21 protein-coding genes are annotated in these 21,549 nt (G+C 72.1%); 14 read left to right on the forward strand and 7 right to left on the reverse strand.

Going from position 1 to position 21,549, the window contains the following annotated elements:
* Window positions 1-55 precede the first annotated feature (55 nt).
* The 6 genes from AC07C1_RS14715 to AC07C1_RS14740 all read left to right on the forward strand — a co-directional run bounded on the left by AC07C1_RS14715 (window position 56) and on the right by AC07C1_RS14740 (window position 5,559).
* Entirely contained in the window at window positions 56-1,063 is a 1,008-nt protein-coding gene (locus AC07C1_RS14715) for an ATP/GTP-binding protein (RefSeq protein WP_478939057.1), read from the forward strand.
* Between the two features lie 32 nt (window positions 1,064-1,095).
* Window positions 1,096-1,725, forward strand: a complete 630-nt coding sequence (locus AC07C1_RS14720) for a TetR family transcriptional regulator (RefSeq protein WP_478939058.1) — start codon at window positions 1,096-1,098, stop codon at window positions 1,723-1,725.
* Between the two features lie 50 nt (window positions 1,726-1,775).
* Window positions 1,776-3,806, forward strand: a complete 2,031-nt coding sequence (locus AC07C1_RS14725; protein WP_478939059.1) for a HelD family protein — start codon at window positions 1,776-1,778, stop codon at window positions 3,804-3,806.
* Between the two features lie 177 nt (window positions 3,807-3,983).
* Window positions 3,984-4,121, forward strand: a complete 138-nt coding sequence (locus AC07C1_RS14730; protein WP_478939060.1) for a hypothetical protein — start codon at window positions 3,984-3,986, stop codon at window positions 4,119-4,121.
* 9 nt (window positions 4,122-4,130) lie between these two features.
* Window positions 4,131-4,616 carry an HAD domain-containing protein gene (locus AC07C1_RS14735; RefSeq protein WP_478939061.1) on the forward strand — a complete coding sequence of 162 codons (486 nt, stop codon included), beginning with the start codon at window positions 4,131-4,133 and terminating at the stop codon, window positions 4,614-4,616.
* A gap of 379 nt (window positions 4,617-4,995) precedes the next feature.
* Window positions 4,996-5,559, forward strand: a complete 564-nt coding sequence (locus tag AC07C1_RS14740) for a DUF6817 domain-containing protein (RefSeq protein WP_478939062.1) — start codon at window positions 4,996-4,998, stop codon at window positions 5,557-5,559.
* Between the two features lie 17 nt (window positions 5,560-5,576).
* Here the strand turns inward: AC07C1_RS14740 and AC07C1_RS14745 are convergent, their stop codons facing one another.
* On the reverse strand, window positions 5,577-7,967 hold the full coding sequence (locus AC07C1_RS14745; RefSeq protein WP_478939063.1) for an ATP-binding cassette domain-containing protein: 2,391 nt from the start codon (window positions 7,965-7,967) through the stop codon (window positions 5,577-5,579).
* Window positions 7,968-8,130: 163 nt separating this feature from the next.
* On the opposite strand from AC07C1_RS14745, the gene AC07C1_RS14750 reads away from it, so the two are divergent.
* From AC07C1_RS14750 to AC07C1_RS14760, 3 genes are all read left to right on the forward strand, one after another.
* Window positions 8,131-8,616, forward strand: coding sequence for a helix-turn-helix domain-containing protein (locus AC07C1_RS14750; RefSeq protein WP_478939064.1), 486 nt, complete (start codon window positions 8,131-8,133; stop codon window positions 8,614-8,616).
* Between the two features lie 76 nt (window positions 8,617-8,692).
* A complete protein-coding gene (locus AC07C1_RS14755) occupies window positions 8,693-9,292 on the forward strand; it encodes a hypothetical protein (protein ID WP_478939065.1) in 600 nt (199 codons plus the stop codon).
* Window positions 9,293-9,395: 103 nt separating this feature from the next.
* Entirely contained in the window at window positions 9,396-9,740 is a 345-nt protein-coding gene (locus AC07C1_RS14760; protein WP_478939429.1) for a DUF2516 family protein, read from the forward strand.
* Window positions 9,741-9,901: 161 nt separating this feature from the next.
* Here AC07C1_RS14760 and AC07C1_RS14765 read toward each other — a convergent pair whose 3' ends face one another.
* The 3 genes from AC07C1_RS14765 to AC07C1_RS14775 form a co-directional block, all read right to left on the reverse strand.
* The gene (locus AC07C1_RS14765; protein ID WP_478939066.1) at window positions 9,902-11,203 is read right to left on the reverse strand and encodes a PP2C family protein-serine/threonine phosphatase; all 1,302 of its coding nucleotides are present in this window, start codon (window positions 11,201-11,203) and stop codon (window positions 9,902-9,904) included.
* A 305-nt stretch (window positions 11,204-11,508) separates the two neighbouring features.
* Complete coding sequence (locus AC07C1_RS14770) at window positions 11,509-12,618, reverse strand: C40 family peptidase (RefSeq protein WP_478939067.1); 1,110 nt, start codon at window positions 12,616-12,618, stop codon at window positions 11,509-11,511.
* Window positions 12,619-12,813: 195 nt separating this feature from the next.
* On the reverse strand, window positions 12,814-13,599 hold the full coding sequence (locus AC07C1_RS14775) for a class I SAM-dependent methyltransferase (RefSeq protein WP_478939431.1): 786 nt from the start codon (window positions 13,597-13,599) through the stop codon (window positions 12,814-12,816).
* Window positions 13,600-13,874: 275 nt separating this feature from the next.
* On the opposite strand from AC07C1_RS14775, the gene mshA reads away from it, so the two are divergent.
* The 3 genes from mshA (at window position 13,875) to AC07C1_RS14790 (ending at window position 17,475) form a co-directional block, all read left to right on the forward strand.
* Window positions 13,875-15,212, forward strand: coding sequence for a D-inositol-3-phosphate glycosyltransferase (mshA, locus tag AC07C1_RS14780; RefSeq protein WP_478939068.1), 1,338 nt, complete (start codon window positions 13,875-13,877; stop codon window positions 15,210-15,212).
* Window positions 15,205-15,705, forward strand: a complete 501-nt coding sequence (locus tag AC07C1_RS14785) for a type III secretion system chaperone family protein (RefSeq protein WP_478939069.1) — start codon at window positions 15,205-15,207, stop codon at window positions 15,703-15,705. Before mshA ends, AC07C1_RS14785 begins: the two co-directional genes overlap by 8 nt.
* 123 nt (window positions 15,706-15,828) lie before the next feature.
* Entirely contained in the window at window positions 15,829-17,475 is a 1,647-nt protein-coding gene (locus AC07C1_RS14790) for a glycosyl hydrolase family 28-related protein (RefSeq protein WP_478939070.1), read from the forward strand.
* Here the strand turns inward: AC07C1_RS14790 and AC07C1_RS14795 are convergent.
* Complete coding sequence (locus tag AC07C1_RS14795; protein WP_478939071.1) at window positions 17,457-18,251, reverse strand: helix-turn-helix transcriptional regulator; 795 nt, start codon at window positions 18,249-18,251, stop codon at window positions 17,457-17,459. The two genes, AC07C1_RS14790 and AC07C1_RS14795, sit on opposite strands and share 19 nt — an antisense overlap.
* On the opposite strand from AC07C1_RS14795, the gene AC07C1_RS14800 reads away from it, so the two are divergent.
* Window positions 18,250-18,726, forward strand: coding sequence for a DUF2000 family protein (locus AC07C1_RS14800; RefSeq protein WP_478939072.1), 477 nt, complete (start codon window positions 18,250-18,252; stop codon window positions 18,724-18,726). The two genes, AC07C1_RS14795 and AC07C1_RS14800, sit on opposite strands and share 2 nt — an antisense overlap.
* Before the next feature lie 17 nt (window positions 18,727-18,743).
* Here AC07C1_RS14800 and AC07C1_RS14805 read toward each other — a convergent pair whose 3' ends face one another.
* Together AC07C1_RS14805 and AC07C1_RS14810 are read right to left on the reverse strand one after the other, a co-directional pair.
* Window positions 18,744-19,217 (reverse strand): carboxymuconolactone decarboxylase family protein, encoded by a 474-nt coding sequence (locus tag AC07C1_RS14805; RefSeq protein ID WP_478939073.1) that lies wholly within the window; start codon window positions 19,215-19,217, stop codon window positions 18,744-18,746.
* Window positions 19,218-19,315: 98 nt separating this feature from the next.
* A complete protein-coding gene (locus AC07C1_RS14810) occupies window positions 19,316-20,584 on the reverse strand; it encodes an MDR family MFS transporter (protein ID WP_478939074.1) in 1,269 nt (422 codons plus the stop codon).
* 196 nt (window positions 20,585-20,780) lie between these two features.
* On the opposite strand from AC07C1_RS14810, the gene AC07C1_RS14815 reads away from it, so the two are divergent.
* Window positions 20,781-21,542: a phosphoglyceromutase gene (locus tag AC07C1_RS14815; protein WP_478939075.1), complete on the forward strand. Its 762-nt coding sequence runs from the start codon at window positions 20,781-20,783 to the stop codon at window positions 21,540-21,542.
* Window positions 21,543-21,549: the final 7 nt, after the last annotated feature.

The following is a 21,549-nucleotide window of genomic DNA, read 5'->3' on the forward strand; positions in this document are numbered from 1 at the left end:
CCAAGGTGCTTGCCGGCGGGGGGATCTGGTGGCGGACAGCACGCTGAGAAACAGGGTGGCAGCCCGTTGGGCGCAGGCCGAGGGCACGGTCTCCAGGATTCTGCTGCTGATGGTCTTCGCCGTCGGCCTGATCGCCCAGTTCGTCAAGCCGGTGGGTGACGCCTTGGAGGGCAAGGCGTACATCGGCGGTGCGCTGCTGAGCCTGGTCGGCTATGTGCTCTACAGCGAGGTACAGCGGCTGAACTCGGCTCACGAGACCCAGCGGGACGCCATGGAACGGCTGACCGTGGCCCATGCGGACCAGCGGGAGGCCGTGGTGGACCTGCGGGACACCATCCGTGTCCTGAGCGAGCATGTCGCGGAGTTCGGAGTGGCACAGCGTTCGGCGCCGGGCGTGCAGGTCACCAAGGACGAACTGCTGGAGGAGATCCACCGGGAGCTGCGGCGCAAGGAGAACGTCCAGCTGGCCATCATGGGCTTCACCGGGGAGAACACCGCCCCCCGACTGAAGCAGTTCCTCGAGGACCTGCCTCCCAATCCGCGGCGCGAGGTGACCGTCCGCTATCTCGTGCCCGACTTCAGCAAGGAGATCGAGCTGCCCGGGCTGGTGCTGAACGGCACGGTCGGCGACGCGGCGGCGTTCCGTGCCTACCTGAGAGGCAAGATCCTCGGTTTCGAGTCGGACCTGAACGACACGGTCAGCACGATGCGCCACGCCGGGCTGGGGACGCTGGACCTCCAGTTCCGGGTGCTGCACACGTCGCCGATCCTGAAACTGCATCTCATCAACGACGACCGCCTGGTCGAGGGCATCTACGACAAGGTCAGGCGGCGGCCGGACCGGTACAGCCCGCCTCCCGCGGAGGGCGAAACCCGAGGGGAACTGCTCGACCCCATCGGGGACGCCACGCTGCTGACCCGCTGGCACTTGGACGACGGGCCGGTGGCGGAGGAGACCATTCGGCGCCGCCGTCAGCTCTTCGACGATCTCTGGGCTCCTGCCCGCCCCTTGCGCGCGTCCTCCCCGGTGGGCCCGGTGCCCGGGCCGCAGGCGGGTGACTGACGCGTCCCTCAGCGCCTGCGTAGGCTCCCCCCATGGGAGAGATGGGCCTGCGTGAGCGCAAGAAGCAGCGGATGTACCAGGACGTTTCGGACATCGCCGTCGGGCTGTTCCTGGAGCGGGGCTTCGACGCGGTCTCGGTGGCGGAGGTCGCCGCGGCGGCCGGGATCTCCAAGCCGACCCTCTTCCGGTACTTCCCGGCCAAGGAAGACCTCGTGCTGCACCGGATCGCGGACCATGAGGCGGAGGCCGCGCGGGTGGTCGCCGGGGCGGCCGATCCGGTGGACGCGCTGCGCCGGAACTTCCTCGCCGGGCTGGAGCGGCGTGATCCGGTCACCGGGCTGAACGACCATCCCGCGGTGCTCGCCTTCCACACCCTGCTGTACGGGACCCCGGCCCTGGTGGCTCGGGTGTACGGCTATCTGGAGCGGTCGGAGGCGGCGCTCGCCGCGGCCCTGGGCGGGGGGCTGGACGCCCGGCTGGCGGCGGGGCAGATCATCGCCGTCCAGCGCGTTCTCGCCCACGAGAACTGGCGGCGGATCGCGGCGGGGGAGAGTGTCGAGCGGGTCGCGCCGGACGCGGTGCGGGCGGCCGAGCGGGCGTTCGGGCGACTGGCCGCGGGGGTGCCGGGACCGCTCGGGCGAGACGCCGAGGACACCGAATGAGACTCGGTTAAAAATTTAACTCGGTTACAAATTTCCCGTACGCTGGGGTCATGACGTCAGTCCACCCCGCCCTCGATGCCGCCCTCCACGCCGAGCGCGCCTACCACGACACCTGCCGCGCCGCCCTCGTCGCGATGATCGAGGGCGCCGCCGAACAGGTCGTCGTCGGAGAGGACGTCTCCGCCTCCGGTGCCGACGCCGAGGTCCTCGGTCACCGGTTGCGCAGCCAGGCCAAGGCCATGCGCGAACTGCCGCCCGGACCGCTGTTCTTCGGGCGTCTCGACTTCACCGACCAGGCACCCGGGCACGGCGGCCAGCACTACCACGTCGGCCGGGTCCGGATCACCGAGGACCCGGCCGCCCCGCCCCTGGTCGTCGACTGGCGGGCCCCCGTCTCCCGCGCCTTCTACCAGGCGAGCGCCCGCGCCCCGCAGGGTGTCGGGACACGGCGCCGGTTCGGCTGGGCGCCGGGCACCCAGGGCGACTCGGCCGACCTCACCGGCCTGGAGGACGAGCACCTGGACCGGGGCGAGTCACGGGCGAGCGACATCGTCGCCCGCGAGATCGAACGGCCCCGGGTCGGACCCATGCGGGACATCGCCGCCACCATCCAGCCCGAACAGGACGACCTCGTGCGGGCGGACCTCGCCGACTCCGTGTGCGTGCAGGGCGCCCCCGGCACCGGCAAGACCGCCGTCGGCCTGCACCGCGCCGCCTACCTGCTCTACACCCACCCCAAGCGGCTCCAGCGCTCCGGCCTGCTCATCCTCGGCCCCAACCCCACCTTCCTCGGCTACATCGCCGAGGTGCTGCCCGCCCTCGGTGAGACGGGCGTCCGGCAGTCCACCCTCCAGGCCGAGATCGCCCACCACCCGGTCACCGGCACCGACCCCGTCCCCACGGCGACCGTCAAGCACGACGCCCGCATGGCCGAGGTGCTGCGCCGGGCGCTGTACGCGCGCGTGACCGTCGAGGGCGTGGCCGACCTCGCCGTACCGGAGGGCTCCTACCGATGGCGGGTGCCCGCCGGTGAACTGGCCGCCATCGTCGAGCAGGTGCGCGCCGAGCAGCCGCCGTACGCCGTCGGCCGGGAGCGGGTGCGCACCCGGGTGGTACGGCGCCTGCGGGAGCAGGCCGAGCGGCGCTCCGGGGTCCGGCCGGCCTCCTGGGTCCGCCGTGTCGAGCGTTCCCGGCCGCTCACCGCCCACCTCGACACCGTCTGGCCCAAGGCCCGCGCCGAGGAGGTCCTCGCCGAACTCCTCACCGACCGCACGGTGCTGGCCCGGGCGGCCGACGGACTGCTCGACCCGGAGGAGCAGGCAGCGCTGCTGTGGCCGCGCCCGCCGCGCTCGTGGAAGTCCGCCCGCTGGTCGGCCGCCGACCTCGTCCTCATCGACGAGCTGTCCGGACTGATCGCACACCCCGAGGGCTACGGCCACATCGTCGTGGACGAGGCGCAGGACCTGTCTCTTATGGAGTGCCGGGCCATCGCCCGCCGGGCCGCCTTCGGCTCGCTGACCGTCCTCGGCGATCTCGCCCAGGGCACCACGCCGTGGGCCGCCCGGGACTGGTCCGTCCAGTTGCGCCACCTCGGCAGGCCGGACGCGGCCGTGGTGCCGCTGACCACCGGGTTCCGGGTGCCCGCGGCGGTCGTCGAGCTGGCCAACCGGCTGCTCGCCCGCCTCGGCGTGGCCGTACCGGCCGCCCGGTCCCTGCGCACGGACGGCGAGCTGACCGTCCACCCGACCGAGGACGTCCTCGGCACGACCGTGACCGCCGTACGGGACGCCCTCACCAGGGAGGGGTCGGTCGGGGTCGTCGCGGCGGACGCGGACGTGGACGGCGTACGGGAGGCGCTCACCGCGTCCGGTATCGGCTCGGCCGGCCCCGACGCACTCGGTGCCCGCGTCACCGTCGTACCCGCGAGCCTGGTCAAGGGCCTGGAGTACGACCATGTCGTCGCCGTGGAACCGGCAGCCGTGGCCGAGGCGGAGGAGCGGGGCGCCCACCGGCTGTACGTGGTGCTGACGCGGGCGGTGTCCCGGCTGGACGTGGTGCACGCCCGGCCCCTGCCGTTCTGAGCCCCCGCCGTCCCGTCCCCACCATCCCCCTCGCCGACCTCCTCGGCCGTGAGCAGGTCATGGACATCGGCATACGCCCCCTGTGGGGACCCGCGCCACGCGTCGCCGGCCCGGCGTGCACCGGGAGCTGCCCGCCCGGCGTGGTCGTCGTACCGGCCGCCCGCGGGGCGGAGGTTGGTGGCCGCGCACGCCGGACTCGCCAAGGAGGCCACCGAGACCCTGGACTACTGGGAGAAGGCCCACCGCACCGGGATCGACGAGATCCTCACGGCACAGGGCTCAGCCGATCTGGACGTGCCGGGTTCGCAGGGCTGACCCTGGACCGTGACGCTGCTCTTCCTCGACGTCGACGGCCCGCTCATCCCGTTCGGGGCGGCGGACCGGGCCTACCGGGTGTACGCGGGCCCGCCGGCCGTCGCCGCCACGCACCCGCTGCTGCGCCGCGTCGACCCGGCGCTCGGCGCCCGGCTCGCCGCGCTGGGTTGCGAGCTGGTGTGGGCCACGACCTGGATGGACGACGCCAACTCCTGCCTCGGACCCTGGCTGGGCCTGCCCCCGCTGCCGGTCGTGGAGTGGCCGGACGAGAACGCGCCGCCCGGTCTGCGGCACTGGAAGACCCGGCCGCTGGTCGCCTGGGCGGCGGGCCGGCCCTTCATCTGGGTGGACGACGAGATCACCGAGGCGGACCGCGCCTGGACCGCCGTCCACCATCCCGGTCCGGCCCTGCTGCACCGGGTCGACCACCGGTACGGGCTCACGGAGGCCGACTTCGGGACGCTGGAGGAGTGGCTCGGGTCAGCCGGCCGCTGAGCCCGGCACGGTGGCGTCCCGGTGCTGCCGGCCTGGGCGGAGCAGGGTCTCGGTCCCGCCCTGCTACCGCGCTTCGCCGTCGCCGTCGCCGTCGCCGACGCCCTGGTCCGCCGGCCGCCTGGTCCGCCTGCCGCTGCCCACCTTCGACCTGCGACTGCGGCTCGTGTGGAGCGAGGGGGCCGAACAGGAGCAGGGAATCCGGGAGTTGCTGTACGCGGCGAGTGGCTCGCCGAAGTCGAGCCGGAGCTTGGGTGTGCGAAGAGATCCCGAGGATTGACCGGAGTGCCGATGCCCCCGGATGATCGGCAGACCCGAACCAGGCCCGGTAGGGCCGCCGGCGGATCCCTGCCACCGCCGAGAGCCGGACGGAGGAAACACCGTGTCCACGTCCCAGGAGCCGGCCGCACCGGCCGCATCCGCTCAGGCGGTCGCCCTCCTGCGCGACCTGGGTGCCGCCGGTCTCGCCCACCCGGGCGGCACCCTCCTCGCCCACCTCCGGCGCGTCGAACGGCGCCTCGCCGACTGGGGCGCCCGACCGGCCCTTCGCCTCGCGGGCCTGTGCCACGCCTGCTACGGCACCGACGGCTTCCCCACGGCTCTCCTCCCCCTGGACCGCCGTACCGACCTCGCGGCGATCATCGGCACGGAGGCCGAATCGATCGTGTACCTCTACGCGTCCTGCGACCGGAAGGCCACCTATCCGGCGCTCCCCGCGGCCGACGGCCTCTTCCACGACCGCTTCACCGGCCGTGCCCATCTCCCCGAGTCCGGTCCGCGCCGGGACGTCGCCGAACTGACCGCCGCCAACGAACTGGACCTGGCCTGCGTGGACCCGGAATTCCGCGGCCAGTGGGGGCCCGCTCTCCTCTCCCTCTTCACCGACTTCCGTCCCCTGCTGAGCCGCCCGGCCTGGTCGGACTGCGCTTCGCTGCCGGCCGGGTAACCGACGGAGGGGCCGGCTCAGGCGCCGACGTAGTCCGCGAGGTGTTCGCCCGTGAGGGTGGAGCGGGCGGCGACGAGGTCGGCCGGGGTGCCCTCGAAGACGACGCGGCCGCCGTCGTGGCCGGCGCCCGGGCCGAGGTCGATGATCCAGTCGGCGTGGGCCATGACCGCCTGGTGGTGCTCGATGACGATGACGGACTTGCCGGAGTCGACGAGCCGGTCGAGCAGGCCGAGCAGTTGTTCGACATCGGCGAGGTGGAGGCCGGTGGTCGGCTCGTCGAGGACGTAGACACCGCCCTTCTCGGCCATGTGGGTGGCCAGCTTCAGCCGCTGCCGCTCACCGCCGGAGAGCGTGGTGAGCGGCTGGCCGAGGGTGAGGTAGCCGAGGCCCACGTCGGCCATGTTCCGCAGGATCCGGTGGGCGGCGGGGGTGCGCGCCTCGCCGGCGCCGAAGAACTCCTCGGCCTCGGTCACCGACATCGCCAGCACCTCGCTGATGTCCCGGCCGCCGAGGTGGTACTCCAGCACCGAGGCCTCGAACCGCTTGCCCTCGCACTCCTCGCAGGTGGTGGCGACGCCGGCCATCATCGCCAGGTCGGTGTAGACGACGCCGGCGCCGTTGCAGGTGGGGCAGGCGCCCTCGGAGTTGGCGCTGAACAGTGCGGGCTTCACGCCGTTGGCCTTGGCGAAGGCCTTGCGGATCGGCTCGAGCAGTCCGGTGTACGTCGCCGGGTTGCTCCGGCGCGAGCCGCGGATCGGGGTCTGGTCGATCGACACCACGCCCTCGCCGGCCGGGATCGACCCGTGCACGAGGGAACTCTTGCCCGAGCCGGCGACACCGGTGACGACGGCGAGCACGCCGAGTGGGATGTCGACGTCGACGCCCCGCAGGTTGTGCGTCGTGGCGCCACGGATCTCCAGCGCGCCGGTCGGCTTGCGCACCGTCTCCTTCAGGGCGGCCCGGTCGTCGAGATGGCGGCCGGTGAGGGTGCCGCTGGCCCGCAGCCCCTCGACGGTGCCCTCGAAGCAGACGGTGCCGCCCGCCGTGCCCGCGCCGGGACCGAGGTCGACGACATGGTCGGCGATCGCGATCGCCTCCGGCTTGTGCTCCACGACCAGCACGGTGTTGCCCTTGTCGCGCAGGCGCAGCAGCAGGTCGTTCATCCGCTGGATGTCGTGCGGGTGCAGGCCGATGGTGGGCTCGTCGAAGACGTAGGTGACGTCGGTGAGCGAGGAGCCGAGGTGCCGGATCATCTTGACGCGCTGCGCCTCGCCGCCCGAGAGCGTGCCCGCGGGACGGTCGAGCGAGAGGTAGCCGAGGCCGATCTCGACGAACGAGTCGAGGGTGTCGCCCAGCGAGGTGAGCAGCGGCGCCACGGACGGCTCGGCCAGGCCGCGCACCCATTCCGCCAGGTCGCTGATCTGCATGGCGCAGGCGTCGGCGATGCTGACGCCCTGGATCTTCGACGACCGGGCCGCCTCGCTCAGCCGGGTGCCCTCGCACTCGGGACAGGTGGTGAAGGTGACCGCCCGGTCCACGAACTCCCGGATGTGCGGCTGCATCGCCTCCCGGTCCTTGGCGAGCATCGACTTCTGGATCCGCGGGACGAGTCCCTCGTAGGTCATGTTGATGCCCGCGATCTTCATCCTGGCCGGCTCGCGGTGCAGGAAGTCGTGCAGCTGCCTCTTGGTGAACGTGCGGATCGGCTTGTCCGGGTCGAAGAGGCCGGACTCGGTGTAGAGGCGGTGGTTCCAGCCGCCGGGCTTGTAGCCGGGGATGGTCAGGGCGCCCTCGCTCAGGGACTTGGAGTCGTCGAAGAGCTGGGTGAGGTCGATGTCGGTGACCGAGCCGCGGCCCTCGCAGCGCGGGCACATGCCGCCGACGATGCTGAACTCGCGCCGCTCCTTGACGGTCTGCCCGCCGCGCTCCAGGGTGACCGCGCCCGCTCCGCTGATCGAGGCGACGTTGAAGGAGAACGCCTTGGGCGAGCCGATGTGCGGGGTGCCGAGGCGGCTGAAGAGGATGCGCAGCATCGCGTTGGCGTCGGTGGCGGTGCCGACGGTGGACCGGGGGTCGGCGCCCATCCGCTGCTGGTCGACGATGATCGCGGTGGTGAGCCCGTCGAGGACGTCGACGTCGGGCCGCGCCAGCGTCGGCATGAAGCCCTGTACGAAGGCGCTGTAGGTCTCGTTGATCAGCCGCTGCGACTCCGCGGCGATGGTGTCGAACACCAGGGAGCTCTTGCCCGAGCCGGAGACGCCGGTGAACACCGTCAGCCGGCGCTTGGGGATCTCGACGCTGACGTCCTTGAGGTTGTTCTCCCGCGCGCCCTGCACCCGGATCAGGTCGTGGCGGTCGGCGAGGTCCGGCGCGGACGCCGGGGCGTGGGTCCTCGTGGTCGTGGTCATCGTCTCTCCGTCTCTGGGGGGGCCGCCCCCGACACGCTAGCCGCAGCGCCACGCGCGGTGCTTCTCGAATTCTGACCGGTCCCCGCCGAAGCCCGTTCCGCTTCGACACACAATTGCAAGCGGGTGCTTGCAATTGTTAGCGAAGGTGGGGCAAGGTGGAGGCATGGCATCGCTGAACGTCGGCAATCTCGGTGAGTACCTGCGCGAGCAGCGGCGCAACGCCCAGCTGTCGCTGCGGCAACTCGCCGACGCCGCCGGGGTGTCCAATCCGTACCTGAGCCAGATCGAGCGCGGGCTGCGCAAGCCGAGCGCGGAGGTGCTCCAGCAGGTCGCCAAGGCCCTGCGCATCTCCGCCGAGACCTTGTACGTCCGCGCCGGGATCCTCGACGCCGAGCGGGACCGGGATGAAGTGGAGACGCGCGCCGTCATCCTCGCCGATCCCTCGCTCAACGAGCGGCAGAAGCAGGTGCTGCTCCAGATCTACGAGTCCTTCCGGAAAGAGAACGGATTCGGGATCGGCGAGCCCGCCGCGGACGAGGACGACGAGAACGGCGCGGGGTTCACGGACGAGGGCACCGGCGGCACCGCCGTGCGCGGCACCCGCACGGCCGACGAAGACGATGCCGGTCCGCGGCGGACGGCCGGGTAACCGGACCAGGGCGCCGGCCGCCCCACCGCGGACCACACCAACCTCAGCCGAACGCGAATCCGGGAGGACCATCACCATGGCCATCACCGACGACCTGCGCAAGACCCTCAGCGACCCGACCCCGCTCTACTTCGCCGCCGGCACCGCCGACCTCGCCCTCCAGCAGGCCCGGAAGGTGCCCGGCCTGGTCGAGCAGCTGCGCGCCGAGGCCCCGGCCCGCATCGAGGCCGTGCGCAACACCGACCCGAAGGCCGTGCAGGAGAAGGCCGCGGCCCGGGCCAAGGAGGCGCAGGAGACCCTCCAGACCAGGGTCAACGAGTTCTTCGGCACCCTCGACGTCGACCTGAAGAAGCTCGGTGAGACCGCCCAGGACCTCGCCCTGCGCGGTGTCGGCGTCGCCGCCGAGTACGCCGTCAGGGCCCGCGAGACCTACGAGAAGGTCGCCGAGCACGGGGAGCAGGCCGTGAAGACCTGGCGCGGCGAGGCCGCCGAGGAGATCGAGGACCTGGCCATCGCTGTCGAGGGCAAGCCCGATCCGGTCGAGGTCAGCGACGAGCCGAAGCCGGCCGGGCCCAGGACCGAGCCCGCGGCGGAGACGAAGCCCGTGGCGAAGAAGGCACCGGCCCCCCGCAAGAACGGCACCACCGCGAAGAAGACGACCCCGCCGGCCAAGTGACCGTGACCGACGAGGCGCGTACGGGCCGGGCACCTTCGGGGTGTCCGGCCCGTTGGGTGGGTACGGTGGCTGTAGCGACGACTCGACTCAGGTGGTGGGCATTGTGCTGATGACGGCATTCGGCGGCCTCATGTGGCTGGTCTTCACCGCCATGCTGGCCATGGCCGTGGTGGCCTTCGTGATGGCCGCGCTGTTCCGCGAGGACGCCTACCGCGCCGCCGACAAGCAGAACAAGGGCTTCTGGCTGATCATCCTGGGTGTCGTGGTCGCGGTGAACCTGTTGGTTCCGATGCTGTTCCTGCAGCTGGCGGGTCTGGTGGCCACGATCGTCTTCTTCGTGGACGTCCGCCCGGCGCTCCAGCAGGTCTCCGGCGGCCGCGGGTGGGGCCGCCGCCGCGGCGGAAGCAGCAGCGACGGTCCCTACGGCCCGTGGAACGGCGGTCGCTGAAGCGCCCCGCAGCGGGCGCGGGGAACCGCGCGGCCGGCCACAGCGGACCGGAAACCGGCGTGCGACCGGTCCATGAACGGCGGGCCGCCGCTCAGCCGGTCCGGTCCATGAACGGCGGGCCGCCGCTCAGCCGGTCCGGTCCACGAACGGCGGGCCGCCGCTCAGCCGGTCCGGTCCAGCAGCACGACCGCCACGTCGTCCGTCAGCTCACCGCCATTGAGGTCGCGTACCTCGTGCACCGCGGCCCGCAGCAACTCCTCGCCCCGCAGCCCCTCGGAGAGCTGGCGGCGGATCATCTGCACCATGCCGTCCTGGCCGAGCCGGTCCCCGTCCGCACCGACCCGGCCCTCGATCAGGCCGTCGGTGTAGAGCATCAGGCTCCACTCGGCGCCCAGCTCCACCTGCATGCGCGGCCAGCGGGCGCCGGGCAGCAGGCCGAGGGCGGGGCCGTTGTTGTCGTACGGCAGCAGCCGCGCGGGCCGGCCGGGGCGGGCGATCAGCGGCGCCGGATGACCGGCCAGGCACAGGCCCGCGCGGCGGCCGTCGGGGGCGATGTCCACCGTGCACAGCGTCGCGAAGATCTCCTCGTCGGCGCGTTCGTGCTCCAGCACCTCCTGCAGCGTGCTCAGCAACTCGTCCCCGCACAGCCCGGCCAGGGTCAGTGCCCGCCAGGCGATGCGCAGCTCCACGCCGAGCGCGGCCTCGTCCGGGCCGTGGCCGCAGACGTCACCGATCATGGCGTGCACGGTGCCGTCCGGGGTGCGGACGGCGTCGTAGAAGTCGCCGCCGAGCAGGGCCCGGGAGCGGCCGGGGCGGTAGCGCGCGGCGAAGCGCAGCGAGGAGCCCTCCAGCAGCGGGGTGGGCAGCAGACCGCGCTCCAGACGGCGGTTCTCCTGCGCGCGCAGCTTGCCCTCGGCGAGCCGGCGCTCGGCGGTGTCGGACCGCTTCCGCTCCACCGCGTACCGGATGGCGCGGCTGAGCAGACGGCCGTCCAGCTCGTCCCGGAAGAGGTAGTCCTGGGCGCCCACGCGCACGGCCTCGGCGCCGCGCTCGGCGTCGGCGGAAGCGGTCAGCGCGAGCACGGCGTGCCGCGGCGCGAGCTGCAGCACGTGCTTGAGCACGGCCAGCTCGTCGTCCGCGTCGCTGCCTCCCGGGGCCGGGAGCGCGAGGTCCAGCAGGATGCAGTGGACGTCGTCGGTGAGCAGCCGCTCGGCCTCGGTGAGGTTGCGGGCGGTGCGGACGCGGATCGGCTTGCCGGCCCAGTCCAGCAGGCCGGGCACGATCGGCGAGGCGGCCGGGTCGTCCTCGATCATCAGCAGGGTGAGAGTGGCGCCGGTGCCGCTGGTGGGCGTGGCGTCGCGGTGGGCCTCTTCCTTGAGGGGGCCGCCGACTGCGGAGGCGGCCTGCGCCTGACCACTCTCCACGGCCGGGATCGCTCTCTGCCGCGGTACGGGTACGGGCATCGTCTTGGGTTCCTTCCCTCCCCCCGAGGGCACGGCGCGTCGAGGGGTCTCGACCCACCGACGGGTGACCATAGCGGCTGTGCCCGCCCCGATGGAATGGTGTGAGCCGCGTCGCTCCCGTGCAGACCGCTGTCATATGCCGCTTTCCGTACCGCAGTTGGACACGGTGAGGGCCCGGAGGGGATGACGAAGCTCACGTCCTGGCCCGGTTTGGGCGGCGAGCGGCCGTGCGGTGCGTCACATGACGTGCGTCACCGGGGGTATGGCCGAATGACGCGGCCCGTCCCCCCGCTTCATGACGCGCCTCACGCGTCGGGGCGTACGACACCCAGGATCGGCATCGAGCCGGCGCCCGCGACCGTCACCGTCCGCCCGGGGCGCGGGGCGTGGATGATCGTGCCGTCCCCGATGTACAGGGCGACATGGCTGGCGTCGTCGAAGTAGATGACGAGGTCGCCGGGGCGCATGTCCTTGGTGGCGACGTGCTTCAGCTGCTTCCACTGTTCCTGCGAGGTGCGCGGAACGGGGTGGCCGGCCGCCGCCCAGGCCTGGGAGGTCAGTCCCGAGCAGTCGAAGGCGTCCGGCCCCTCGGCGCCCCACACGTAGGGCTTGCCGAGCTGGGCGGTGGCGAACCGCACGGCCTGCTTGCCCTGCACGGAGGCCTTGCCGTCGACGTCCTTGAGGGCGCCGGTGTCCAGCCAGGCGGTCTGGGCCTTGCGGGCGGCCTCTTCCTCCAGCTCGGCGAGCCGTTCCCGCTGCTTCTTCTCCAGCTTCGACTCGAGTTTCTTGGCGGCGGCGATCTGCTGCTCGATCTTCTTCTTGGCGGCGGCCTTGGCCTTGCGGCCCGCCTCCAGCTTCTTCCACCGGGCGGAGGCGTCGTCGGCGTACTCCCGCAACTCCTTCTGCGTGCGGGTCATTTCACCGAGCAGCTTCTTCGCCGCCTGCTGGCCCTGCAAGACCAGTCCGGCCCCGTCCAGGACCTGTCCCGGGTCGTCGCTGAGCAGGAACTGGGCGGTGGGCGACAGCCCGCCGGTGCGGTACTGGGCCCGGGCGGACGCGCCCGCCTGGTCCTTGAGCTTCTTCAGCTTCTGCTGTCCCTCGACGATCTTCTTCGCCAGCGCGACGATCTCGGCGGACTGCTTCTTCGCCTTCTCCTCGGCCGCGTTGTAGGCGTCGGTGGCGACGGCCGCGTCGTGGTACAGCGTGTCGAGCTTCTCGCGGACCTGCTCAAGATCCTTGTCCGGCGGGGGAGTCGGAGTGGCCGGCGAACCGCTCGGCGTCGGGGTGGCCGCAGAACCGCTCGACGAGGGGGTGGGGGTGGGGGCCGCGAACGCCGCGCCGGGAGCCGCGAGCACGGTCACCGCGCAGACCACGGTCAGGGCGGCCGTGAGCAGGCCGCGCTTGCCCGTACCCATACCACTTCCCCCAAGCTGATTTACTGTCAGTAACTTACGGTCGCCTGAGGGATCGTGCCACGGCGGCGCGCAAAGTGACAGAGGCCGGCGGAAGTCGGATTTCCCCCGGTGACCGGCGAGTACGACGATCTCCCCGCCGGTGTGACGAACGACGCACGGAGATCGTTCCGTTCCGGCGTCCCCGGAAGGGTGATGTCAGGTCAGGGGCGCCAACGCGCTCCACGCCACCGTCACTTCGCCCTGACGCCAGCGCGCCGCGGAATCCGTCACCGGCCAGTCGGCGGTGAGGTCCCGGACGGTGCGGATCCAGCGCTGACGGGCGCCGTAGGAGGCGTAGGGCGCGGCGGCGGCCCAGGCGCGGTCGAAGTCGCGCAGGAAGGCGTGCACGGGCTCGCCGGGGACGTTGCGGTGGATCAGCGCCTTCGGCAGGCGCTCGGCGAGGTCGGAGGGGCGGTCCAGGGAGCCCAGCCGGGTGGCGAAGGTGACCGTGCGCGGGCCTTCCGGGCCGAGCGCCACCCACACGTGCCGCCGCCCGATCTCGTCGCACGTTCCCTCGACCAGCAGCCCGCCGCGCGAGGTGCCGTCCGCCGGGGCGAGCCGTGCGCACAGCCGCTCCCAGACGGCGGCGACCTCGGTCTCGTCGTACTGCCGCAGCACGTTGGCGGCCCGGATGAGCACCGGGCGGCCGGCGACCGGGATCTCGAAGCCGCCGTGCCGGAAGACCAGCCCGTCCCGCTCGTACGGGCCGGCCGCCGCCACCCGCTCCGGTTCGATCTCGACGCCGACCACGCGCGCGCGGGGCGCTGCCGCGCGCAGCCGGTGCAGCAGCTCCACGGCGGTCCAGGGTGCGGCGCCGTATCCCAGGTCGACGGCCAGCGGATCGCCCGCGCGCCGCAGCTCGGCGCCGTGCGTGGCCGCGATCCACCGGTCCATGCGGCGCAGCCGGTTGGGGTTGGTCGTCCCGCGCGTCACCGTTCCCACGACGGGGGTCGCCCCGGTCGAGCGAAGCCGAGAGTGGGGGAGGAGCGCTGTGCGGGCTGTCATGCCTACGAGGGTAAGTGGGCGCCGTGGCGGTCCGGTGCCCGTCGGGGCACTCGATCCCCGCCGGGCACGGCGGACACCGTTGCCTGATCGCAGGTAATGATTGGGTAAAGCGGCTTGTTCGGGAAATGGCGGGGCACCCATCCGCTGTTGGACCCCCTTGGAGGGCGGTTCGGTCCTCTGCCCGGCATGCCCGCAGCAAGGAGGAACGCCACGTGAGCCAGTACGTCAGCAGGCTCGGGCGACGCTCCCCGTCGGCCACCCCCCGGCTCCGGCTGCACCGAAGGCCCCGCCGGATCGCCATGCTCTCCGTGCACACCTCCCCGCTCCACCAGCCCGGCACCGGCGACGCCGGCGGCATGAACGTCTACATCGTGGAGCTGGCCCAGCGGCTCGCGGCGATCAACATCGAGGTCGAGATCTTCACCCGGGCCACGGCGGGCGGCCTCGCCCCCACGGTCGAGCTGGCCCCCGGCGTCCTCGTCCGGCACATCGACGCGGGCCCCTACGAGGGCCTCGCCAAGGAGGACCTCCCGGCCCAGCTGTGCGCCTTCACACACGGCGTGATGCAGGCCTGGGCCGGTCACCGCCCCGGCCACTACGACCTCGTCCACTCCCACTACTGGCTCTCCGGTCACGTCGGCTGGCTCGCCGCCCAGCGCTGGGGCGTCCCCCTGGTGCACGCCATGCACACCATGGCCAAGGTCAAGAACGCCAACCTGGCCGACGGCGACACCCCCGAGCCCGCCGCCCGGGTCATCGGCGAGACCCAGATCGTCTCCGCCGCCGACCGGCTCATCGCCAACACGGCCGAGGAGGCCGGCGAACTCGTCCGGCACTATGCCGCCGACCCCGCCAAGGTCGCCGTCGTCCACCCGGGTGTGAACCTCGACCGCTTCCGTCCCGCCGACGGCCGCGCCGCCGCCCGCGCCCGCCTCGGCCTCCCGCAGGACGCCCTGATCCCGCTGTTCGCGGGCCGCATACAGCCCCTGAAGGCCCCGGACATCGTCCTGCGCGCGGTGGCCGTGCTGCTCGACGAGCGCCCCGAGCTGCGCTCCCGCATCCTCGTCCCCGTCGTCGGCGGCCCCAGCGGCAGCGGGCTCGCCAAACCGGAGGGGCTGCAGAAGCTCGCCGCCCGGCTCGGCATCGCGGACGTCGTACGGTTCCGGCCGCCGGTCGGCCAGGAGCAGCTCGCGGACTGGTTCCGGGCCGCGTCCGTCCTCGTCATGCCGTCCTACAGCGAGTCCTTCGGTCTGGTCGCCATAGAGGCGCAGGCGGCCGGCACCCCGGTGCTCGCGGCCTCCGTCGGCGGCTTGCCGGTGGCCGTGCGCGACGGTGACACCGGCTTCCTCGTGCGCGGCCACCACCCGGCCGACTACGCGCGCGTGCTGGGCCGTTTCGCCGACGAACCGTCCCTCTCGGCGAGCATGGGGCAGGCCGCCGCCCGGCACGCGCAGTCCTTCGGCTGGGACACGGCGGCCGCCGCCACCGCCGACGTCTACACGGCCGCGACCCAGGCCCACCGCCGTCGCGTACGCTCCCACCATGGGTGACGTCGAGAAGGCCGGGCAGGTCCTGGAGGCCGTCCTCAAGGACGCCGAACTGGAGTGGGAGAGCCCCGAGACCGGAAACTACGTGGTCAAACTCCCCGGTACCCGCAAGCTCTCCACGACGGTCTCCTTCCTCGTCGGCCGCCACTCCCTCTCCCTCAACGCCTTCGTCATCCGTCACCCCGACGAGAACGAGGCCGGCGTCCACCGCTGGCTCCTGGAGCGCAACCTCAAGCTGTACGGCGTGAGTTATGCCGTCGACCGCCTGGGCGACATCTACGTCACCGCCCGCCTCCCGCTCGCCTCGGTCAGCCCGGACGAGATCGACCGGCTCCTCGGTCAGGTCCTGGAAGCCGCCGACGGCGCCTTCAACACCCTCCTGGAACTGGGCTTCGCCTCCTCGATCCGCAAGGAGTACGCCTGGCGCGTCTCCCGCGGCGAGTCCACCCGGAACCTGGACGCGTTCAAGCACCTGATCGAACGCCCGGCCGACTGACCCGCCTTTCTTTCGTACGACCTCTTTCCCGTCCGAGGGATGCGGTGGCATGCTCACCGCCAACGCATTCCTGAACGACGTTCATATTCATGAATCAGCATGAGGATGAAGGGGCGGGTGGACATGAGCAACGCGCACCTCACCAGACGGGCCCTGCTCGCGGGCGCGACGGCGGTGGCCCTGGGCGCCGCGACCGGCACCGCCCGGGCGGCCGAAGTCCCCTCCCTCTGGGAGGAGTTCCGGCACACCCCGTTCACCCACCCGCAGATCCCCTACATCGGCCGGTCCGGCCACCGCGGCGGAGCCACCCGCTTCCCCCGCCCCCGCGTCGTCGCCGACGTCACCGACTTCGGCGCCGTGCCCGACGGCAGCACCGACTCCGCCCCCGCGATCAACCGTGCCCTCGCCGCCGCCGGAAGGGCCGGCGGTGGCACGGTCACCATCCCGCCGGGCACCTTCCGCATCGACGACGTCATCCGCGTCGGTGACTCGAACGTCGTCCTGCGCGGCGCGGGCAGCGGCCGTACCACGCTGTACGCGACGAGGAACCTCACCGAGCTGATCGGCGTCTACGGCTCCCGCTACGGCGGCGACAAGTCCTCCTGGTCCTGGGCGGGCGGCCTCGTCTGGCTCGCCCCGAGGGCACGTTGGGACTCCCTGGTCGCCGCCATCAGGTCCCGCGCCTGGCCCTTCGAGGGCTGGACCGGCAACAAGCGGGACGAGTGGACGACCCTCACCACCGTCGCGCCGGCCCGCCAGGGCGACCACACGATCACCGTCACCGACCCGGCCCGGCTGCGCCCCGGCCAGCTGGTCCTCCTCCGCCTCGCCGACGACCCCGCCCACACCCTCCTCCAGCACATGGCGGGCGGCGGCCCCGGCCCGGCGGCCTACCACTGGGACGACAAAACGAAACTGACGTCCTACGTGCCCTACGAGTGGCCCGTCCGCATCACCCGCGTCTACGGCCGCCGCGTCACCCTCGAACGCCCGCTCCCACTCGACGTACGCCCGGAGTGGGACCCCCGACTGACCACCCATGTCCCCGAGTTGACCGGCTCCGGCGTCGAGGGCCTGACCCTGGAGGCCGTGCAGACCCCGCAGTCACCCCACCTCCTCGACAAGGGCTACAACGGGGTCGTCCTCCAGTGCGCCTACGACTGCTGGGTGGACGACGTCACGGTCCGCCACGTCGACAACGGCTTCGGCCTGGTCGCCGCCTCCGCCTGCACCCTGCGCCGCACCCGGGTCGCGGGCCGTGGCTCGCACCACCCGTACTTCTGCCGCGAGGGCTCCCACGACAACCTGATCGAGGACTTCACGATCGAGGAGCGCACGGTGCCCGCCCCCTCGGACACACAGCTGCACGGCATCAACGTCGAGGGCCTGTCCTCCTACAACGTCTGGTCGCGCGGGGACATGCGGACGGGCACCTTCGACAGCCACCGCGGGCTGCCCTTCGCCAACGTCCGCACCGACATCACCGTGAACAACAACGGCCGCCACGGCGGCGACGCCAGTGCCGGACCGCTCTTCGGCGCCCGCTTCACCCACTGGAACATCCGGGTCACCAACGGCCGCGCGGGCCTGATGAGGATCGACGGCCTGGCGCCGTACTCGGCGACGGCCGGCATCAACGCGGTCACGGAGTTCGACCAGATCGACGTCCCCGACTTCACCGGTGACCTGCACTCCCGGCTGGAGCTGTACGGCACCACGGACGCCGTCCGCCCACCCAACCTGTACGAGGCTCAGCGCGCGCTGCGGTAGCGCCCCGGAGTCACCCCGACCAGCTTCTTGAAGTGCCGGGTGAGATGGGCCTGGTCGTAGAACCCGGCCACCGGGGCCACCTCGCCCGGCGGCAGCCCGTCCAGCAGCAACCGGCGGGCCCGGCCGACCCGGCGGGACATCAGGTACTGGTGCGGGGCGATGCCGTACGCGCCGCTGAACGCCCGCACCAGATGGGCGGGATGGGCGTGCAGCAACCGTGCCGCCTCCTCCAGCGAGACGCCGTCGACCAGCCGTGCGTCCAGCAGCTCCCGCAACCGGCGGGCCAGGGCCGGGTCGCGGCGTACCCCCGGCGGCTCCGTCCGGCGCCGCAGATGGTCCCGCAGCCGCTCCCCGACGAGGGTCAGCCGGCTCTCCGCCTCCAGCTCGTCACCGGGCCGGGCGAGGGCCGAGTGCAGCCGGCCGACGCGCCGCCGCAGCACCGGGTCGCGCAGGTCGGGCCCGTCCACGGCCGCCCCGATCAGCTCTTCGCCCAGCCGGCTGCTGTCGAGGTACACCACCCGCTTGCGGAAGCCGTCCGGGGTGGCCGGGGAGCCGTTGTGCGGAACGTGCGGCGGCAGCAGCGAGACGGTGTCGTGCGGGGTGCCGTGCTCATGCCGGTCCAGGTCGTACCGTACGGCCCCGTCGTCCACGATGAGCAGCGTCCAGGCGTCATGGACGTGCATCGGATAGGCGTACTCGGTGAAGTGGGCGTGGAAGACCTCGGTGACACCCGGCACCCGGGGACGCCACGCGGTGACTTCCTGCCGGGTGGTCATGCAAAGAACGTACAAGACGACGACGTACGGCGATCGGCAGTCTCATTCCATGAGCGCTGAACCCATCCGTTTCGACACGAAGATCGCCGTACTGCTGCGCGAGGACCTGGAGTCCTGGCAGCGCCTGAACGTCACCGCGTTCCTGGTCAGCGGCCTGGGCGCGACGGTCCCCGAGGTGATCGGAGAGCCGTACGAGGACGCCGACGGGGTGGCGTACCTGCCGATGTTCCGGCAGCCGGTACTGGTCTTCGAGGGCACGAAGGAGACCCTGAAGGCGGCCCACGACAGGGCCCTGAGCCGTGCCCTGCCGCGGGCGGTGTTCACGTCGGACCTGTTCTCGACGGGCAACGACCGCGACAACCGCGCGGCGGTCCGGGCGGTCCCGACGGCCGGGCTGGACCTGGTCGGGCTGGCGGTGTACGGCCCGCGGAACGGGGTGGACAAGGTGCTGAAGGGGGCGCGGATGCATCCCTGACGCCCCCCTGGATCAGCTCATCCGAACATGCCGGGCACGTAGTCGCCGGCGGGCTGCTGGACGATGACGTTCGCGCGGTTGTAGGCGTTGATCAGGGCGATGATCGCGACCAGGGCGGCGAGCTGCTCCTCGTCGTAGTGCTTGACGGCGTTCGCCCAGGCCTCGTCCGTGACCCCGCCGGCCGCGTCGGCGATCCGGGTGCCCTGCTCGGCCAGTTCCAGGGCGGCCCGCTCGGCCTCGGTGAACACCGTGGCCTCCCGCCAGGTCGCGACCAGGTGCAAGCGGGTGGCGGTCTCGCCGGCCGCGGTGGCGTCCTTGGTGTGCATGTCGGTGCAGAACGCGCACCCGTTGATCTGGCTGGCGCGGATCTTCACCAGCTCCTGCGTGGCGGCCGGCAGCGTGGAGTCCGCGATCACCTTGCCCGCCGCGTTGAAGTGCTTGAACAGCTTGCCGGTGAGCGGGTTGGTGTGGAGGTTCAGCCGAGCGTCCATGGTCAGCTCCTGTGGTCTTGCCGCTGCTTACACCTCTGTGACGGAGCGGACCGGCGGGATGTGACATGGCGGGATGTGACGCTCGCCACGCGGCTGCCTCAGGCGGCCTGCTCCTGCCCCGGCGCGGACCCGGCCGTCCGCGGCTGTCGCACGGCGACCGGTAGGCCCTCCTCGGGCAGGCGCCGCATGAGCACCTTGTACCCGGCGCCCGCCACCGTGCCCACCACCGCGCACATCGCCCACAGCCACTGGGCGCCGAACCGGTCGATGACCGCGCCCGACATCAGGGGGGCGACCAGCGCGGCGACGGACCACGACAACGTGTACATGCCCTGGTAGCGCCCGCGCCCGTGGACCGGCGACAGCCGGACGACGAGACCGGTCTGGGTGGGCGCGTTGACGATCTCGGCCAGGGTCCACACGCACACGGTGAGCATGAAGACGCCGACCGACCCGGCGAAGGCGGTGAGCCCGAAGCCGTACCCGGCGAGGATCGAGGAGGCGATCAGCAGGGTGCGCGGGTCACGGTGCTCGATGAACCGGGTCACGGGGATCTGCAGGACCACGATCAGGATGCCGTTGACGGCGATGGCCAGGCCGTAGTCGGCCGGGGAGAAACCGGCCCGGCCCATCGCCACCGGCAGTCCCACCGACCCCTGCTGGAAGATCAGGGCGACCAGGAAGGACAGCCCCACGACGGCCATGTACCGGCCGTCGCGCAGCACGGTCCCGAGGCTGACGTCGTCCTTGGCGTCCTTGGCACCGACGGCCGCCGGCCGGGACTCGGGCACCTTGAGGAAGACGACGAGCGCGCAGGCCAGGGTCATCCCGGCCTCGATCAGGAACCCGGCGAGGTAGCTGAACTCGGCGATGAGACCGGCGGCCGTGGACGAGACGGCGAACCCGAGGTTGATGGCCCAGTAGTTCAGGGAGAAGGCGCGTACGCGGTCCTCGGGGCGGACGATGTCGGCCATCATCGCCTGCACGGCCGGCCGGGAGGCGTTGGAGGCCATGCCGACGAGGAAGGCGACCCCGGCGATGGCGGCCGGGGTGGTCATGAAGCCGAGCAGTGCGACGGAGGCGGCGGTGGCGGTCTGGGCGATGAGAAGGGTCGGCCGCCGTCCCAGCCGGTCGGCCATGACCCCGCCGCCGAGCGAGGAGACGACCCCGCCGAACCCGTGCAGGGAGGCGACGAGACCGGCGTACGAGGCCGAGTACCCGCGGTCGAGGGTGAGATAGAGGGCCATGAACGTGGCCACGAACCCGCCGAGCCGGTTGACGAGGGTGCTGGTCCACAGCCACCAGAACTCGCGGGGGAGTCCGGAGACGGTTTCCCGGGCAGCGCGTCTCAGAGTGGCTGGCGACATTCGTGATCCCCCAGTGTTGTAAGTGTCTCAGGCAGCGAGCACAACTTACATAAGCGGGCTGTCGGACCGCCACCCCATTAACAGGAACCGTCAATCGTCAGCCGGCGTCGTGCCCGGACGTCGGGCCGTGCCCACCGCGTGTCCACACCCCGAGCGCGGGCCTCACCGCCCAGACCGCTTAGGTAGGCTCGACGCCATGGCCGACGCACCGTACAAGCTGATCCTCCTCCGCCACGGCGAGAGCGAGTGGAACGCGAAGAACCTGTTCACCGGCTGGGTGGACGTCAACCTGAACGAGAAGGGCGAGAAGGAGGCAGTCCGCGGTGGCGAGCTCCTGAAGGACGCCGACCTCCTCCCCGACGTGGTCCACACGTCCCTCCAGAAGCGCGCGATCCGCACGGCCCAGCTGGCCCTCGAGGCCGCGGACCGCCACTGGATCCCCGTCGACCGTTCATGGCGCCTGAACGAGCGCCACTACGGCGCCCTCCAGGGCAAGGACAAGGCGGCGACGCTGGCCGAGTTCGGCGAGGAGCAGTTCATGCTCTGGCGCCGCTCGTACGACACCCCGCCCCCGCCGCTGTCGGACGACTCGGAGTTCTCCCAGGCGAACGACGCCCGCTACGCGACGATCCCGCCGGAGCTGCGCCCGCGCACGGAGTGCCTCAAGGACGTCGTCGTCCGCATGCTCCCCTACTGGTACGACGGCATCGTCCCCGACCTCCTGGCCGGCCGCACGGTCCTGGTCGCGGCCCACGGCAACAGCCTGCGCGCCCTGGTCAAGCACCTCGACGGCATCTCCGACGCCGACATCGCGGGCCTGAACATTCCGACGGGCATCCCGCTGTACTACGAACTCGACGCGGACTTCAAGCCGGTCACCCCCGGCGGCAAGTACCTCGACCCCGAGGCGGCCGCAGCGGCCATCGAGGCGGTCAAGAACCAGGGCAAGAAGAAGTAGGGCTCGT

The organism is Streptomyces sp. NPDC045022, assembly GCF_056432605.1.

What these genes read in the sequence shown, in the direction of transcription:
- AC07C1_RS14725 (WP_478939059.1), top strand. Translation starts at nt 1,776, where the DNA reads ATGACGTCAGTCCACCCCGCCCTCGATGCCGCCCTCCACGCCGAGCGC.
- AC07C1_RS14815 (WP_478939075.1), top strand. Translation starts at nt 20,781, where the DNA reads ATGGCCGACGCACCGTACAAGCTGATCCTCCTCCGCCACGGCGAGAGC.
- AC07C1_RS14810 (WP_478939074.1), bottom strand. Translation starts at nt 20,584, where the DNA reads ATGTCGCCAGCCACTCTGAGACGCGCTGCCCGGGAAACCGTCTCCGGA.
- AC07C1_RS14720 (WP_478939058.1), top strand. Translation starts at nt 1,096, where the DNA reads ATGGGAGAGATGGGCCTGCGTGAGCGCAAGAAGCAGCGGATGTACCAG.
- AC07C1_RS14770 (WP_478939067.1), bottom strand. Translation starts at nt 12,618, where the DNA reads ATGGGTACGGGCAAGCGCGGCCTGCTCACGGCCGCCCTGACCGTGGTC.
- AC07C1_RS14790 (WP_478939070.1), top strand. Translation starts at nt 15,829, where the DNA reads ATGAGCAACGCGCACCTCACCAGACGGGCCCTGCTCGCGGGCGCGACG.
- AC07C1_RS14765 (WP_478939066.1), bottom strand. Translation starts at nt 11,203, where the DNA reads ATGCCCGTACCCGTACCGCGGCAGAGAGCGATCCCGGCCGTGGAGAGT.
- AC07C1_RS14745 (WP_478939063.1), bottom strand. Translation starts at nt 7,967, where the DNA reads ATGACCACGACCACGAGGACCCACGCCCCGGCGTCCGCGCCGGACCTC.
- AC07C1_RS14800 (WP_478939072.1), top strand. Translation starts at nt 18,250, where the DNA reads ATGCAAAGAACGTACAAGACGACGACGTACGGCGATCGGCAGTCTCAT.
- AC07C1_RS14795 (WP_478939071.1), bottom strand. Translation starts at nt 18,251, where the DNA reads ATGACCACCCGGCAGGAAGTCACCGCGTGGCGTCCCCGGGTGCCGGGT.
- AC07C1_RS14750 (WP_478939064.1), top strand. Translation starts at nt 8,131, where the DNA reads ATGGCATCGCTGAACGTCGGCAATCTCGGTGAGTACCTGCGCGAGCAG.
- AC07C1_RS14785 (WP_478939069.1), top strand. Translation starts at nt 15,205, where the DNA reads ATGGGTGACGTCGAGAAGGCCGGGCAGGTCCTGGAGGCCGTCCTCAAG.
- AC07C1_RS14755 (WP_478939065.1), top strand. Translation starts at nt 8,693, where the DNA reads ATGGCCATCACCGACGACCTGCGCAAGACCCTCAGCGACCCGACCCCG.
- AC07C1_RS14805 (WP_478939073.1), bottom strand. Translation starts at nt 19,217, where the DNA reads ATGGACGCTCGGCTGAACCTCCACACCAACCCGCTCACCGGCAAGCTG.